This window comes from Methylohalomonas lacus, from assembly GCF_024808875.1.
In the GTDB taxonomy this organism is placed as follows: domain Bacteria; phylum Pseudomonadota; class Gammaproteobacteria; order Methylohalomonadales; family Methylohalomonadaceae; genus Methylohalomonas; species Methylohalomonas lacus.
Genome location: NZ_JANUCT010000021.1, coordinates 19,142 through 33,644, shown reverse-complemented (window position 1 = coordinate 33,644; position 14,503 = coordinate 19,142). Strand labels below are relative to the sequence as shown.

The 14,503-nt window shown below is 47.3% G+C and carries 14 protein-coding genes; 3 read left to right on the top strand and 11 right to left on the bottom strand.

Annotation, left to right across the window (positions count from 1 at the left end; genetic code table 11):
* The first annotated feature begins 153 nt into the window (after positions 1–153).
* The 3 genes from J2T55_RS11955 (at position 154) to J2T55_RS11945 (ending at position 2,886) form a co-directional block, all read left to right on the top strand.
* Positions 154–1,077, top strand: coding sequence for a glycosyltransferase family 2 protein (locus tag J2T55_RS11955; RefSeq protein WP_259057239.1), 924 nt, complete (start codon positions 154–156; stop codon positions 1,075–1,077).
* A gap of 95 nt (positions 1,078–1,172) precedes the next feature.
* Positions 1,173–2,018, top strand: a complete 846-nt coding sequence (locus J2T55_RS11950) for a glycosyltransferase family 2 protein (protein ID WP_259057238.1) — start codon at positions 1,173–1,175, stop codon at positions 2,016–2,018.
* Positions 2,011–2,886, top strand: coding sequence for an ABC transporter ATP-binding protein (locus J2T55_RS11945; protein WP_259057236.1), 876 nt, complete (start codon positions 2,011–2,013; stop codon positions 2,884–2,886). Before J2T55_RS11950 ends, J2T55_RS11945 begins: the two co-directional genes overlap by 8 nt.
* On the opposite strand, the gene J2T55_RS11940 is transcribed toward J2T55_RS11945, so the two are convergent.
* The 11 genes from J2T55_RS11940 to J2T55_RS11890 all read right to left on the bottom strand — a co-directional run bounded on the left by J2T55_RS11940 (position 2,883) and on the right by J2T55_RS11890 (position 14,220).
* On the bottom strand, positions 2,883–3,815 hold the full coding sequence (locus J2T55_RS11940) for an NAD-dependent epimerase/dehydratase family protein (RefSeq protein WP_259057235.1): 933 nt from the start codon (positions 3,813–3,815) through the stop codon (positions 2,883–2,885). The two genes, J2T55_RS11945 and J2T55_RS11940, sit on opposite strands and share 4 nt — an antisense overlap.
* Positions 3,816–3,845: 30 nt before the next feature.
* Entirely contained in the window at positions 3,846–4,598 is a 753-nt protein-coding gene (locus J2T55_RS11935; protein WP_259057231.1) for a glycosyltransferase family 2 protein, read from the bottom strand.
* Positions 4,595–5,785 (bottom strand): glycosyltransferase family 4 protein, encoded by a 1,191-nt coding sequence (locus J2T55_RS11930; RefSeq protein ID WP_259057229.1) that lies wholly within the window; start codon positions 5,783–5,785, stop codon positions 4,595–4,597. Before J2T55_RS11930 ends, J2T55_RS11935 begins: the two co-directional genes overlap by 4 nt.
* Before the next feature lie 66 nt (positions 5,786–5,851).
* Positions 5,852–6,817 carry a glycosyltransferase family A protein gene (locus J2T55_RS11925; protein ID WP_259057228.1) on the bottom strand — a complete coding sequence of 322 codons (966 nt, stop codon included), beginning with the start codon at positions 6,815–6,817 and terminating at the stop codon, positions 5,852–5,854.
* Between the two features lie 314 nt (positions 6,818–7,131).
* Positions 7,132–7,968 (bottom strand): O-methyltransferase, encoded by an 837-nt coding sequence (locus tag J2T55_RS11920; protein WP_259057225.1) that lies wholly within the window; start codon positions 7,966–7,968, stop codon positions 7,132–7,134.
* Positions 7,969–7,986: 18 nt separating this feature from the next.
* Entirely contained in the window at positions 7,987–8,931 is a 945-nt protein-coding gene (locus tag J2T55_RS11915) for a glycosyltransferase family 2 protein (protein ID WP_259057222.1), read from the bottom strand.
* A 13-nt stretch (positions 8,932–8,944) separates the two neighbouring features.
* Positions 8,945–9,862, bottom strand: a complete 918-nt coding sequence (locus tag J2T55_RS11910; protein WP_259057220.1) for a glycosyltransferase family 2 protein — start codon at positions 9,860–9,862, stop codon at positions 8,945–8,947.
* Positions 9,863–9,885: 23 nt separating this feature from the next.
* Complete coding sequence (locus tag J2T55_RS11905; RefSeq protein WP_259057218.1) at positions 9,886–10,701, bottom strand: glycosyltransferase family A protein; 816 nt, start codon at positions 10,699–10,701, stop codon at positions 9,886–9,888.
* Positions 10,702–10,754: 53 nt separating this feature from the next.
* The gene (locus tag J2T55_RS11900; protein WP_259057211.1) at positions 10,755–11,699 is read right to left on the bottom strand and encodes a glycosyltransferase family 8 protein; all 945 of its coding nucleotides are present in this window, start codon (positions 11,697–11,699) and stop codon (positions 10,755–10,757) included.
* A gap of 25 nt (positions 11,700–11,724) precedes the next feature.
* On the bottom strand, positions 11,725–13,503 hold the full coding sequence (locus J2T55_RS11895) for an ABC transporter ATP-binding protein (protein WP_259057209.1): 1,779 nt from the start codon (positions 13,501–13,503) through the stop codon (positions 11,725–11,727).
* Between the two features lie 99 nt (positions 13,504–13,602).
* Positions 13,603–14,220, bottom strand: coding sequence for a winged helix-turn-helix transcriptional regulator (locus tag J2T55_RS11890; protein ID WP_259057207.1), 618 nt, complete (start codon positions 14,218–14,220; stop codon positions 13,603–13,605).
* Positions 14,221–14,503 lie beyond the last annotated feature (283 nt).

Sequence of the window (14,503 nt, the reverse complement as noted above, 5' to 3'; positions counted from 1 at the left end):
TACGCTTTCGCCAGCTCACACCGATAGCGGCTATTCGCCCGGTTACGGCATATACCTGAAAACGGCAATCTGGCAATATGAATCAATTAGGCAAGACGCAGGCCCCGGGGGGAGGTGCGGAAGCATGAACAATGTGACAGATGCCGGTCAACCATGAAATTCACGGTCATCATCAACAATTATAATTACGGCCGCTACCTGCAGGAAGCCATCGATTCTGTTCTAGCCCAGAGTCATGGTGATTTTGAACTGATTATCGTCGATGACGGCTCAACTGACGAGCACAGCCACAGGGTGCTGGATGCGGTAAGCGACAACCGCATCCGGGTCATGCGAAAGCATAATGGCGGGCAACTATCCTGTTTCAATGCAGCCTGGTTCGCCGCGCGCGGCGATATCATTACGTTTCTCGATGCCGACGACCGTTACAAGGATCATCACCTGGAAACGCTCGCCCAGGCCGCAGCAGAACATCCGGATGTGGATTTCTTCGCCACATCCATGGAATTTTTTGGCAACAAACAGGGAACATGGAGATTTTCAGAGGACGACAGGCTTATAGCCTCTTGCGCCGCACGCACCTGGTTCTTCGGTCGCTGGTATGGGCAGCCCACATCCGCGCTGGCGATACGGTCGCACCTGCTGGACCGCTTCATGCCGATACCATTGGAGTCTGACTGGAGGTACCGTGCCGACGCCTGCCTGATTCACTGCTGTTCGCTTGCAGGGGCATCGAAACTGTTCCTGCGGGAAATCACTGTCGATTACCGCAGGCACGATAATAATGACAGCAGCCGGCGCCTGAATGACCGGCATGAGCAGGCAAGACACAGACTGAGAATCAGAAGGCTCTTTCAGTGGATCCGCCGTCATCAGGGGCTGGAAAATGACGATTTCAGAAAAATGATCTACCCGGAATATATGGCAGAACCAAGGTTGACCGCCCTGCATTGCAAAGATCTTTTACGACTTTTTCTGCGGACCGCCCCGCTTACTACAAGCTTGATTGTATTATCCCGGATGCGTCTGTTTTTAAAACGTACAATAATGCAAACCGTAAATAAGCATGCCGGATAAGTTCATAATATTCAGACTGCATCTGAATCAATTCAAAATCATGTAACAAATCCAACCGACTCATGTCACTGCCATCGGAAACACCCTATATATCTGTGATTGTGCCGGTGTACAATCAATGGCAGCTTGTGCCAGAGCTTCTGGCTCACCTGAAACAGCAGGATTTCGACTCTTTTGAGTTATTACTGGTCGATAACGGCTCAACGCACATACCGGATCAGCCGGAGCTGCCTGCTTTCGCCAGATTACTGCATTGTAGTACACCCGGCTCGTATGCAGCCCGCAACACAGGCATCGAGAATGCCGGTGGCCAGTACCTGGCTTTCACGGATACCGACTGCCGGCCGAGTCCGTATTGGCTGGAATACGGCTTAACATGTCTGCGCGAACACGATGCGAACAAGACAATTGTGGGCGGCGCCATCGAAGTCATTCCGTCCGGCGACGAACCGAATCATTATGAACGTTATGACATGGTGCTTGGCCTGCGTCAGGCGCACTATATCGACCGCGGCTATGCAACCACGGCGAATCTGTTCGTTGCAAAGGCACTCTGTGAAAGCATTGGCGGCTTTGATGCGTCTCGCTTCTCGGGCGGCGATGCTGAATTCTGCCGCCGCGCCGGCAGGCAGGGCATTCATGTCGCGTACTGCCAGGATGCCCTGATCAGGCATCCCGCACGGGATAGCTGGCAGGCGCATGTCCATAAAACGCGTCGTATCAAGGGTGGCCAGATCCGCCACGGTACGCTGTCAAGCCGGGTCAGATTCGGTGTCAAAATCCTGATGCCACCGGTCTGGGCCTGGCGGACCATCCTGCAGAACAAACAACTAACACCCGGGCAACAATTACACCTGTGCTTTATAAAGGCCCGACTCTGGCTGGTTGAAATAGCCGAGCTGGCGCGACTGCTTGCCGGTGGAGCTCCAAAACGTGAATAAAATCGCCGCCCGAAAACCAGCCTTTCTGTTGCGCTTCATGCTGGCCCAGGCGGGTCGCCAGTTCCACCTGTTTGGCGTCCTGGCCGGGCATGCCCGACGGGCCACCACGGCGGCGATAGTAGCGCTTGTAAGCGCGCAATTTTGCCAGATGCTGGCCCTGTTTCTGCCGCTGAAAGTCATCATCATGCTTGGCAGCGAAGGGGTGCCCCGCTATTTCCAGTCCTTCATGTCCGAGGCCAGCCGCGACAGCTGGATTCTTGGGCTGGTGGCCGCCACTGTCATTGTTTATGCCCTGTCGATCGTTCTGAACCTGGTTGCCAACCGTTTCATAGTTCGGGTCGGGCATCGCATCCTGGCGATCTATTCGCAGCCTGGCGAAAAGCAAAAAAACAAGTCCATCCGGCAAATCCATGCCCTGACATGCCGTAGCCATGCCAATCTTATGATGTTCATACTCGGCGCCATTGTCATGCTGGCGCTCAATCCGCTGATCATGCTGATAGCGACCCTGTTCGTCGTGGTCCAGGTTCTCGTGACCGAGGCTATACTGGAGAGCCAGCGTGGCGGCCTGGCGGCCTGGCTGCGTCAGGGCATCCGCAAAAAATACACCCTTTACCTGCAGTACCTGGCCGCAGCCAACTTCCTGTTCGTGTTCTTCCTGCTTGTTGCCGATTATATGCTGCTGGAAGGTCAGAACATCATTATCGCCATCCTGACACTACTGATGGCGAGACGGGCGTTCCAGAGTCTGGGTGCCTATATCAATGGCAGCATCAAGCTGTACCACGACCGTGGCAAGGTCAGGCAGCACCTGAAGCTGGATACGCTAACGCCTGGCGGCACGGAAACCGGGGAAGAAGCGCACTAACACTGTTCGCGGTGAAAACCGGCACCCAGCGACCGAAACGCAGCTTCAAGCGATACACCGGGAGACCAGTCCAGCTGGTCGCGAGTCCGCCCGGCGTCCACGCACAGATTGCCGTAAAGCTTGCGGTAGACCTCGCTCTGGCCGACCAACCTGCTCGCCAGCGACAGCACACCGTCAGGCACGGGAACTACCCGGGCGGGTCTTCCCATGCCTTCGCCTATCCACTGAATCACCTGCCGCGTGGATGGCGTAGTGGCGTCAGCCGCCAGAAAGCTATTGCCGGCAGCGGCCGGGTGACGCGCAGCGATCAATAACAGGTCAGCCAGGGACTCCAGGCTCACGTAGGAACGGGCATTGGCCGTAGACGGCACCGGCAATGGCAGGCCACGCGCGACCAGCGCAGCCAGCCGGCGCAGATTCCCCGGCGCGCCCGGGCCCACAACCAGTGCCGGCCGCACTACAACCACCTCCATGCCGGTAGCGCTGGCAATCTCCCACAGCCCCTGCTCCGCGCGCCACTTGCTGCCGCCATACGGTGTGGACGGCGCGGGCCGGGTGTCTGTGTCGATAGTTTCATTCGTCCCGGAACCGGCCGGATAGACAGCGATCGAGCTGACAAAAACCAGTCGCCTGACCCCGGCCTCAACGGCACATCGGCCCAGTCTTAGCGTGCCCTCGGTATTCACGCGTTCATAGGCATCAGTAGCCGTATGGGCCGCTCCCGCCAGATGCACGACCGCATCCACGCCGCTCAGCGCACCGGACCACTCGGTATCCGGACCGATTTCACCAATCCAGTGCTCATCGACACTGGATGATGCCGGCATACCGGTACGCACAAGCGCACGCATGGACAGGCCCGCACTCTGGCCGGCCCGCAGGACGGCACGGCCAATAAAGCCATTGGCACCGGTTACGGCAACACGCATATCACGAATAACCACAGGCAGCCGAGGACATCAGATAAACATCTTGCGAAAGGCATTAAACGCATAGTGACCGAAACAGTTCAGGCTGGCCGCCAGAGACAATCCTTCCATCTCACGGTACACCCGCCAGGTATACCAGGCCGCAGACAGCTTGTTGCTGGACAACGAACCGGGACGCTTGCGCAGATAGGCCAACGGCTCATTAATGCCGCGTGCGACACCACCCTGGCGCAAAATCCTGAGCCACAGGGCATAGTCCTGGCGCTTGCGGATATCCGGCATAAAGACACGTCCTACCTTGTCCGTGTCATAGATAGCAGTAACGGTTGCAATAACGGTAGAGAACAATAATCCTTCGTAGTCGATCTCGTCAGGCACCTGAACCAGGCGCTCGGCGCGAGCGCCTTGCTGGTCAATTTTTTCGTAAGCCGAATAGACCAGTGGCGCGTTTGTCTGCCGCAGGAAGGCAAGCTGAATCTCGAGCTTCTGCTGGGTCCACAGATCATCACTGTCAATGAAGGCAATATAACGACCGTGGGCTTTTTCAATACCTATATTCCTGGCAGCCGCAGAGCCCGAATTAGTCTCCATCTTGATAAGATGAATACGGTCATCCTTGTTCGCCAAACTTTCAGCCACGGCCAAACTGTCATCTGTTGAGCAATCATCAATTAAAATCATTTCCCAGTCGGGAAAGGTTTGCGAGCAGACAGAATTCACTGTCTCAGTGATAAAAGAGGCGCAATTATAAAGCGGTGTGATAATGGAGACAGTCGGTGTCATGACATGGTGACATTATCGTAATTATTCCAGTAATCCATATAACGCTTCATGGACTTCCTGATATCAAAATTATTGATTATTAATGCCTGTGCACGATCGGCAATATTCATAGCGTATTCCTGATCGCCCAAACATTTCTCTATGCATTTAACAGCTCGTTGATTATCGCCTGAATGAACAACAAAACCCGTATCCATATCACTGACCAGCTCATCAATTGCCGGCATTTGCGAAGTTATAACAACACACTGCCGCAACATCGCTTCCTTGATAACATTGGGCAGACGTTCTGATCCATAACGCGTCATAAGCAGAAAAAAGTGCGCACTTGTCATTTCGGAAAACAACTGTTTTTGCGGGACGTGCCCGACAAAGTCAACGGCATGCCCCAATCCCAGACTGCCAACCAAAGACTCCAGATTTTTTCTCTCTGGACCATCGCCGGCAATGGTCAACCGGGCATTGGGGTATAAAGAAATTACATGATGAAAAATGCTAATAACATCGTTCATGCCCTTCGTGTTAATCAGTCTGCCAGCAGATAAAAATCTGGGGGCAGAAATATCCCGGAACTTTTCGCTGCTACTGGGAACATCAGAAACCTGAGTACCCCTATGGACGACATGAATATATTCGCGACTCACACCATTGGCTGAAATAAGATCAATATTATAGTTACTATGGGTTATCACATGACCCAATTTATTGGCTAAAATAAAGCTTGAAGGATGATTCGTGATCAAATCATGCGCACCAAGAAACTGGGTTAGTTTCACACCAGGCAAATATCTGTAAATCAAATAACCTAATAGAGAAGGATAATGTCCCCAGAAAAGATGAGCTATATCCGGCGGGTTCTTGCGAATTATGGAAAAATGCCACATAACGACTGGCATGAGTAAAAGGCTGACACCAAGCCTTTTCGGATGACGATAACAACTGGCGATCAGCCAGAGAAGTAAATCAATTGCGGTTCGCGGTTGTAAAATAATAGATAGAAGAGCTGATGGAATATAACACAAGCGAAAATGTACTATACGGACCGCATCATGATTACGCTGATTGATCATTTTCTTGAACAGGCGATGCGGTGTTCTCAACGCGTAAACAGTCAATTCATGCCCCATCTCACATAAGGTATTAACCTCCAATGAAGCGAATGTCTCACTGGGCACGGGAAATTGCATTGTGATATATGCGATTCTCATATATCTGGCGTTATAGAAGCGATGAGTGGATACATAATATCAATCTCAAGTGATTCTGTTCTTGAGTAACCTGATATTATTAATAAATGAAACCGGCAATAATGAAATCAGGCTCCAGAAAAAACAATAGTGGAAATGATTTTTCCAATGAAAACAGCTATGCAAAGGGGCCGATTCGCGCCCAGCTAATCTATGCTCAATCCAGGCTGTCTTGATTAATTTATTAGCATAGCGCGTCAACCATATATATTCGCTACGAGTACAGCCAGGTGCCAACTCGCTCACCATCATCTGGAATAATTCTATTTTCGGCAAGGATGCCCTGGTCACTCCTTCAATATCCTTATAAATTATTGCACCAACATACTTAGACCAGACGCAATACCTTGCACGTGCCATTATCCTGACCCAGGCATAAAGGTCACCAGAACGTTCCGTTCTGCCATCAGGAAACACTTCAAACCCCGATAACAAGTCTCTTTTTATGGTTATCGTGTTGGTGTGTATAGATTTATAAATCTTATAGCTATTTTTCAGATAATCTTCAAAGCTGAACACTTGTCCATCAGCATTCCAGACTCTTGAAAAAGGATCCCTGTGTTTGGCATTGTTCTCAACGATGTGACTAGACAATACAATGACCGGAATTTCAGGATATTTTTGATGAAGTAGAAGAACCTGTTCCAGATGATCAGGCATCCATTCATCATCAGCATCGAGAAATGCAATCCAGTCACCCCTGGACATGGCCGCGCCCAAGTTTCGGGCTGCATACCCCCCCGGACCGGGCGTATTTCTATAAAACACCCTAATCCTAGGATCCTCGTACTGTTTGATTATCTCCAGGCTATTATCGGTAGAAGGATCACAGACAAGAATAAGTTCAATATTATCATGCGTTTGATTAAGTACTGAATCTATAGCACGTGCCACATATAATTCTTTGTTGTAGACTGGAATAATAACCGAACAATAATATTTGGCCAAATTGTCATCTATATTGCTTGACATACTGGTAGCATTCTCTAGTAATCTTCAATCAATGCAACTCAAAGTATTATCATTTCCAATGCATTATTAATTGAATTAATTATAAATGTCATCCAGAAAATACCAGCCTGTAAAAACCCGAACTGAACCCGCTCATCAATGAAATCTGACAGCAGAACATCGATTTTTTCCTGAACCAACCTGTGAATTCACTACTCAAGACACAAACCGCATAGTCAAAGATAGATAGTTTAGTACTGAAAGTATCTTCGATAGGTTGTTAATTTTTATTATAGTAAAAATTCTGGACTTTCAACTGGATTCACACATCAAGTCTATCTTGCTCGCGCGATACATACGCCTGTACCTATAGAGTAGAATTTAGGGTTGTCCTCAATGTATCCCTCTTCCAGCCATTTCTGAATGATAGCCTTTTCACCCTTTCGTTCCGCATCATCTAAAATGATAAGCGCGTTTTTCTTTAGTTTTTTGCATAGTCTTGGCAAAGCTGGATAACGGGCAAGATGTGATGTTTTTTCAGGAGGCCCATCAACAAGAATTATGTCTACCGATCCATCAGGTACTGACGAGAATGCCGATGATTCATACCACTTACTACCATAATTACTGTTCGTATAATCAACCAGCGGAGCATGTGTAACACTGGCATATTCCACTAAATCATGAGCCTCCAGAACAGAGGTTGATCGCTCCGAAAACTTCTTCTCAGCGTCAAAGGAATAAATATGCCCCGTCCCATTGGAATCCAGTGCATAAGCCATGATCAAAGTAGAGACTCCAGATCCAAGTTCCAGAATGACTGCGGGTTTTTCCCTGATGATGGATTTGTAAAGATAACCGGCGGTCTCAGGATCGAGCGCCCACCCTGCTAAAGGTGGTAGCGGCAAGCGGGGTCGGAGAGCTTCATGGAACCAGATAGAATTATTGGCTGAATGAGCAAAGGATTTGGCTACATCAGTTCGGCTCAGGATTCTTTCCGATAATTTGTAATCTTCATAACTCACCAGGAAAATTGCTGCTGATAATCCGAATAATGCGAGCAGGCATATACCAGCAGTCAGATCGAATGACAAGGAATAAAACGATAGCGCCAGAATTACCAGCACTAGCGCAAGTGTGAATTTAAAAAAAATCAGTTTTTTTGCAGGCATGCGATATAAACAATTAGATCATATTGATTTAAATAAATTATTTCGTTCTAATTTCCTGATAAGCTTGGCCAGAATATGTCGCCATCCGTATCTCGCAAGCAAATTCTCAAGTCCGCCTTCTGTAGACCACCATCTGCACTGGCCTATTGCAGGACTATGCAAGAAATCCTCGGCAAATGGCAGTTTCTTCTCCAATAGATTAATCTTGCTGTGTTCCAGTTCATCAACAGGATGGAAGCCCGCACCACCCAGACTCTCTATTAGATTATGTTTAACCGAGCGTTTTTTGCCTCTATGGGATTCCGGGAATGGCAGCCACATCATGAAGGGTCGCATTGATAGACCCATCACCAAGTTTCTATTTATTGCCTTTAGATTATTATCGCGCTCATCACCTTCAAAATACTGAAAATTAAGTTTAAATCGATCAATATCGAAAACTCCAACATCAGAAAAGAATCTAAACCCAGGGTGGAATTTACTATTGCATATATAAGCAGTACAGCTTAAATCAGGAACCAGGCTTTGTTCGTCAACATTTCTATGTTTTGATTTAAGAAAACAGGAATAATACTGAACTGAACGCCTATTGTTTCGAAAAAAGTGATCTATATCATTATATTCCTGCGGACCGAATTGCCTGATCAACTGCATATCATCTTGGATAAATAGCACTCTCTTTAGTTTACGGTTCTGGGCATCGCCTATTGCCCAATTCATATTATTATACAAACCACCATATCTTATATGATCACAGGAGGTTTCATTGCTATATACAACACGATATCCGCATTCAAGCTTCTTAAGTAATTTTACAGTACTAAAATCAGAACTAACATCATCTATAATTGTTATATCGCGATAATATGAATGTGTATCGATTGATTTAAGGCAATTTTCAAGATATTCCGCTCTATTATATGAGAATACATATATGGCTATACTAGCTTTCTCTATATTCATAGTTATACTTTTATTACTGTTTAATGTACCTTATCAATCTACCGAGATACATTCTCCAGCCACCTCTAGCTAGAAGCGATGGCACACCGCCTTCAGTAGACCAGTGAAGACATCGCCCTATATTGGGTGCTGTTAGATATGCCTCAGCTACCGGCATACGGTTATCCGTCTTACTCGGAAATTTATTATTCAGGTATTCTATTGGATAAAAGCCTGTACCACCGATATACTCGATCAGATTATGCAGCAGTGAACGTTTTCTTTTTCTGTATGACCTTGGGAAGGGTAACCACATCATAAAGGGCTGTTTGGCAATACCCATCACGAGCCCTCTTTCTCTGCATTTGTAATTGTTTTCGCTTTCAGTCCTCTCAAGAGCACCATACAAGGCATGATATCTATTTACATTGAATACGCCAGTAGCCAAAAACCATCTTGGCTTGGTATGCCTTGAGTCAGTACATATATATGACTCAGCACTTTCGTCCAGTTGCAAGTAATAAGGATCTTCTTTCTGATCCTTTAATTTCATGAAACAGCTATTCAACTGAAATGAATTTTCATTCTCAGAAAAAAAATGATCAATTGATTGCAGATCTTCTCTGTCTATACTGCGCACGATTTGCATATCATCCTGAATAAACAAAACGTATTTTTGATTGTTCTCATACGCCAAACGGAACACCATCTCCATATTATTATACAGGCCACCAACTTTGGGTTCATAATTGTCTATTACACTTGAATATATAACTTCATATTTTGTCGATATGGTTTGAAGATAATTTATAGTTGCGGCGTCAGTACTATTGTCATCTATGATGACAATCCTAAAATCAGGCGCACAATATTCGATAGATCTCAGACAATTATAGAGAAACTGTACACGATTATATGAAAATACATAAATTGTTAAAGTTGTTTGATCCATATTACTATCAAAAAATATTACAACTAAAGCTTATCCAAGCTGGTCAGCACATAATCGTTTTTACAAACATTAAAACCCAGGTAGCCAAGTAATTTTTTCTGCACGATACTCAACTTGAAAAGAATCGTTCCATATAATGATTTTGTATGGTTCGTCTTTTTAAAGTTTTTTTGTGTCAATCCAAATGATGTCTGTATTTCGTATATCTGTGACATTAGATCTGATACCACTTTGACAGGAGTCTGACTTTTATAACTGGCCTGCTTGAACCAAAGATCATCCTGCTCAGGCGCCAACTCCTTAAAATCAACGCGCGCCAGAAATTGCATATCCAGTAAATATTTTTTATACAGCACACCACCCACACCAGTAGGCACAAGGTCCAAGCTATTTTCATTATTGTATGCCAAGCCCCAGTTGAGATAACTTTGTCTACTACCCCATAAATTGTATTTTGGTATTCGGGCTCTGCCACAGATTATTGATTCAGGATATTCCTTTTCCGCAAGCAGCAATCTTTCAAGCCACCCGGAACCATAAATAACATCATCATCACAGGTAATCACAATGTCCTCATTTTCACACTCGAATATGATTGGAATCAGTTTCCTGTAAGGACCTATATTTTCTACATACCTGACTTCTATCAAACGTTTCACTTCCATATCTTTCAGTCTGGCAGGCAAATCATTGATACCATCATCGGCCAGATATGCCGAACTGGATATATTTAATACAACCCTGTCAGCCTGGATACTCTGATTGATCAATGAAAGCAAGGTGTAATAAACAATTTCTGTCCTTTCAGAAATAGTCGTCAGAGAGACTATTATCTTCATTTTCTTTTCTCTAAGTATTAAAGCTTAATGCCCATATAATATAGATATATCGGTTATATCCGCTGCCAATAATATCCGATTTTTCTAACCTCTTTATAAATCTTAGTGATCACAAGTATTGAAAAGCGTACTGCTTTCTTCAATTGAAAATATAGTCCATTTTTTTGATTATAAAGCCATGGTGTCCAGCCGGTCATCGCCGCTATACTTTTCCACTCATCAAACCACGGAGTATCTTCCATGTTTATCCATGGCTTGAACTTTCCTGCAAAATGCACAACACAGGGATTACCACAAGCTGCATCAAGCTCTTTCATATCTATAAAGCCATATATACCACCCGTATCATGAATGCATCTGGGCATGTAGTTGTAGCTCTGGTCAAGACGTTTCCATAGACCATTCAGGACAATATTAATTGCATCCTGATCTGCCAATCTCATACTATCTCCCGAGGAAAATGCATACTCAAAAGCTTTTTCAAAATATCCGCTTTCTATTAATCTTTTATTATCTAGTATCATTACCCCGGAATTCAGCAGCTTCGCCATCGGATTCATTCCTAAGTTACGCCAATCCACTATACCTTTTTCATTTGCTGCATAAGGGGGGCCGCAATCTAGTGTTGCGGCTATGGTATGACCTTCCAAGTCAATGTTATTCAGTTCAAAAAAACGCTGATCTCTAATATACAGATCAGCGTCCAGATAAATTAGTCTTTCATATTGCGAAAGTAATTCAGGTATCTTCAATACCAGATAAGCAGTGTTAGGAACATGACGTCTGTATTTAACCTCCGGCAACTCACAACCATAGGTCTCGATGTATTCGACGTTTCCGACTATCTTTTCGAAGAAAGCAACATCTTCACTCGACCAATTGTAGCCAATAACAATAAACTTTAATTCGATATCTTGTTGATTCGCCAGCCGTATTGACTTGGCCGTTACTGCGGCTGGCTTGGCGATGTTCCTATCGCCGCAAAATACTATGTTCATGTTGGCCTGTCTCAGTTTTATTTATTCAGGAATTGTTTTTTTGCAAAATTGTGTCGGGATTTTCCTCCATCGCCCTGCCCCGTTCCAGGCGCACAATTCTGTCGCAGTTACTGACCGTCGTCAGCCTGTGTGCAATAAGAATGACCGTTTTCTTGTGATGCAGTCCCTCTATTGCTTCCATGACGGCCTGCTCGGTCACAGTGTCGAGGGCACTGGTGGCTTCATCGAATACCAATATGGCGGGGTCGTGATAAAGCGCCCTGGCAATACCGAGCCGTTGTCGTTGCCCTCCGGACAGTCGCACACCTCGTTCTCCCACCCTTGTTTCATATTGTTCGGGCATTTCCTGCATGATGAACTCATGCACCTGCGCCATTCTGGCGCAGCGCTCGACCTGCTGACGGTCGATCCGGTCCGCTGCTATACCCAGAGCAATGTTCTCAGCCACTGTATTGTCCGCAAGAAAAATATCCTGTGGTACATAGCCCAGCGTCTGTTGCCAGGCCCGAAGGTTCGAGTCGGTAACCGGCTCATCATCTACGATGATCCTGCCCCGGGTCGGGCGCAGCAGCCCGAGTATTATATCCACCAGCGTGGTCTTGCCGGCACCGGTCGTGCCGATAAGGCCGAGCGAACTGCCCACGGGGATACTCAGGTTGATGCCGGACAACGCCTCCCTGGCAGCACCAGGATATGTGTAATATATATCCTTGAGTGCGATTGCGTCTTTCGGTACCAGCGGTTGTTCAGCTACGTCGCGAATTTCGGCCAGTGCCGTACGCTGTTCCAGATCCTGGTAAACAGCCTCGAGTACCGGCCCGCCAAAACGCAGCTTGGCCAGGCTGGAAAACAGCTTCTGGGCGGCCGGTTTCAGCCGGTAGCCAGCGAAGGTATACAGACCTAGCAAGGGCAGAACCTCACCCATACCCCCTTCTACCCCACCGCGATTGGACAGCATTACCAGAACCAGGACAATTATGCCGCCAAAGGCGATGGCCTCGACCAGGTAGTTCGGTACCTGTGACAGGGTATGGCTCGTTGCCTGGTGCCGGGCGAAACGGAAGGAAGGCCCCAGAAATCGATCCAGGTAGGCATGCTCACGGCCGAGCAGTTTGATGTCCTTGATGCCGCTCAACGCCTCCCCGGCAGCGGTGAAGCGCTCCTGGTTCGCCTGAATGCGGTCCTGGCCTATGCGTGCCAGACGCTTACGAACCATCATATAGAGTATCCCGTAGAGCCCCCCGAGCACGACTCCGACCGCCAGTGCCAGCAATGGATCAATCAGTAACAGAAGCGACAGAATGCCAAGGAGTACGATCGAATAGGCGACAAGTTCCATACCCGGCCGCAGGACATTACTGACGAGTTGAGCCACCTCCGACAAGACACTTTTGCTCAGGTCTCCGCTGTGGCGATTGAGAAAGAAGCTATACGGTTGGCGCAGATAGGTTTCGAGTAATCGACAGGCCAGTCCATGACCGCGCATCTCGACGTAGCGGTTCATGACATAGACGGTTATGCCCCGGAATACTGCCGAGACAAGAATAAGCAGAAAGGCGCCAATACCCAGGACCATCAAGAAATCGTCCACGGAATTAAAGTCGAAAGTGGCATAGATCAGCGCCAGCTTGTCATTGGTCCGGACGACTTCCGGGTTTGCCAGTACGCTTAGGAATGGCATCACTGAGGCAACGCCTGCCGTTTCCAGGACAGCCATGACGGTGATCATGCCGAGCACGAGTATGCCACGGCGTCTCTCACCCCGACTCAGCAGAAAAAATATTTTGCGAAAGGCTTCAGGCACTGTCAGTTGTGGCCTCCCCCCAAACAAGTTTCGGAAAAGCAAGCACTATGGCCGATCGAAAGGAGCAGTTCATCAAGTCAAGAATACCCAGCATCTCTATCAGCCGTCCCGCACCGGCCTGATGCCCAATACGGATGGTACAAGGATCGCATCTTCTCCACGTGCCTGTTGCTGCAGGTGATCAAGCAACCAAACCGGATTATCAAGTGTAGTAAGCAACAGCGCATCGAAATCGGCGATCTTGCAGAACTCGTTCCAGACCGGCAATCCCAGGCGGCTGGTGGCTATAGCTTCAGGATCGTAGACACCGATGACCTGCAAAGCCATCTCCTGGGCACGCAACAATGCTATCTCAGCGAGCTCTGAATAGCCGCATAATACGATCCGACTTATTCCCTTGGCCCGGCATTGCTTAAACAGCTCAATACAGGCATCCCCTGCCTGGCGATAGAAAGCAAATGACGATGACAGGTATCTTGCCGTAAGCTGGCTTTTTTCTGAGAAACCTTTCGGCGTCAGATAATAGATGTAACGATTAGCTGGTGCATGGTGGATCTTGATTAGTCCCTTGCGCGCACACCGGCGCAGGTAGGAATTGGCCAAGCCCAGAGCAATGTCCAGACGGGCAGCCAGATGGCGCTGTGTTACCTTACTGTCTTTCTCGATGGCTTCGAGAATCTCCAGTGTGAGCGCATCTTCTCGATTTAGGGCGTTCATCTTGTGAACAGTATAGTGTAGATTATCTTCATTGTGAACAGATCAAATTATTTATCAGAAATCATTTGATATGCAGCCGCTGTGCTGTATTAACTATTGGAATAGCGACAGGGACTGACAGATTCTGATCAGGGATGCATTTGAATGCAATAAAGACAGACCGTCAGATTTAAATATCGCAAGTGATTGTTATTAATAAAACGTATATGTCTGCATGCACGAGAAAAAATTTTCACACTCAGATATGCTTCTGGGCCGAATATTTAATAGCCCGCAAGGGCAG

Bases quoted from the DNA above. Each gene is read 5' to 3' on its own strand.
- J2T55_RS11935 (WP_259057231.1), bottom strand. From the start codon at position 4,598: ATGACACCGACTGTCTCCATTATCACACCGCTTTATAATTGCGCCTCT.
- J2T55_RS11955 (WP_259057239.1), top strand. From the start codon at position 154: ATGAAATTCACGGTCATCATCAACAATTATAATTACGGCCGCTACCTG.
- J2T55_RS11940 (WP_259057235.1), bottom strand. From the start codon at position 3,815: ATGCGTGTTGCCGTAACCGGTGCCAATGGCTTTATTGGCCGTGCCGTC.
- J2T55_RS11930 (WP_259057229.1), bottom strand. From the start codon at position 5,785: ATGCAATTTCCCGTGCCCAGTGAGACATTCGCTTCATTGGAGGTTAAT.
- J2T55_RS11905 (WP_259057218.1), bottom strand. From the start codon at position 10,701: ATGAAGATAATAGTCTCTCTGACGACTATTTCTGAAAGGACAGAAATT.
- J2T55_RS11890 (WP_259057207.1), bottom strand. From the start codon at position 14,220: ATGAACGCCCTAAATCGAGAAGATGCGCTCACACTGGAGATTCTCGAA.
- J2T55_RS11900 (WP_259057211.1), bottom strand. From the start codon at position 11,699: ATGAACATAGTATTTTGCGGCGATAGGAACATCGCCAAGCCAGCCGCA.
- J2T55_RS11920 (WP_259057225.1), bottom strand. From the start codon at position 7,968: ATGCCTGCAAAAAAACTGATTTTTTTTAAATTCACACTTGCGCTAGTG.
- J2T55_RS11910 (WP_259057220.1), bottom strand. From the start codon at position 9,862: ATGGATCAAACAACTTTAACAATTTATGTATTTTCATATAATCGTGTA.
- J2T55_RS11925 (WP_259057228.1), bottom strand. From the start codon at position 6,817: ATGTCAAGCAATATAGATGACAATTTGGCCAAATATTATTGTTCGGTT.
- J2T55_RS11915 (WP_259057222.1), bottom strand. From the start codon at position 8,931: ATGAATATAGAGAAAGCTAGTATAGCCATATATGTATTCTCATATAAT.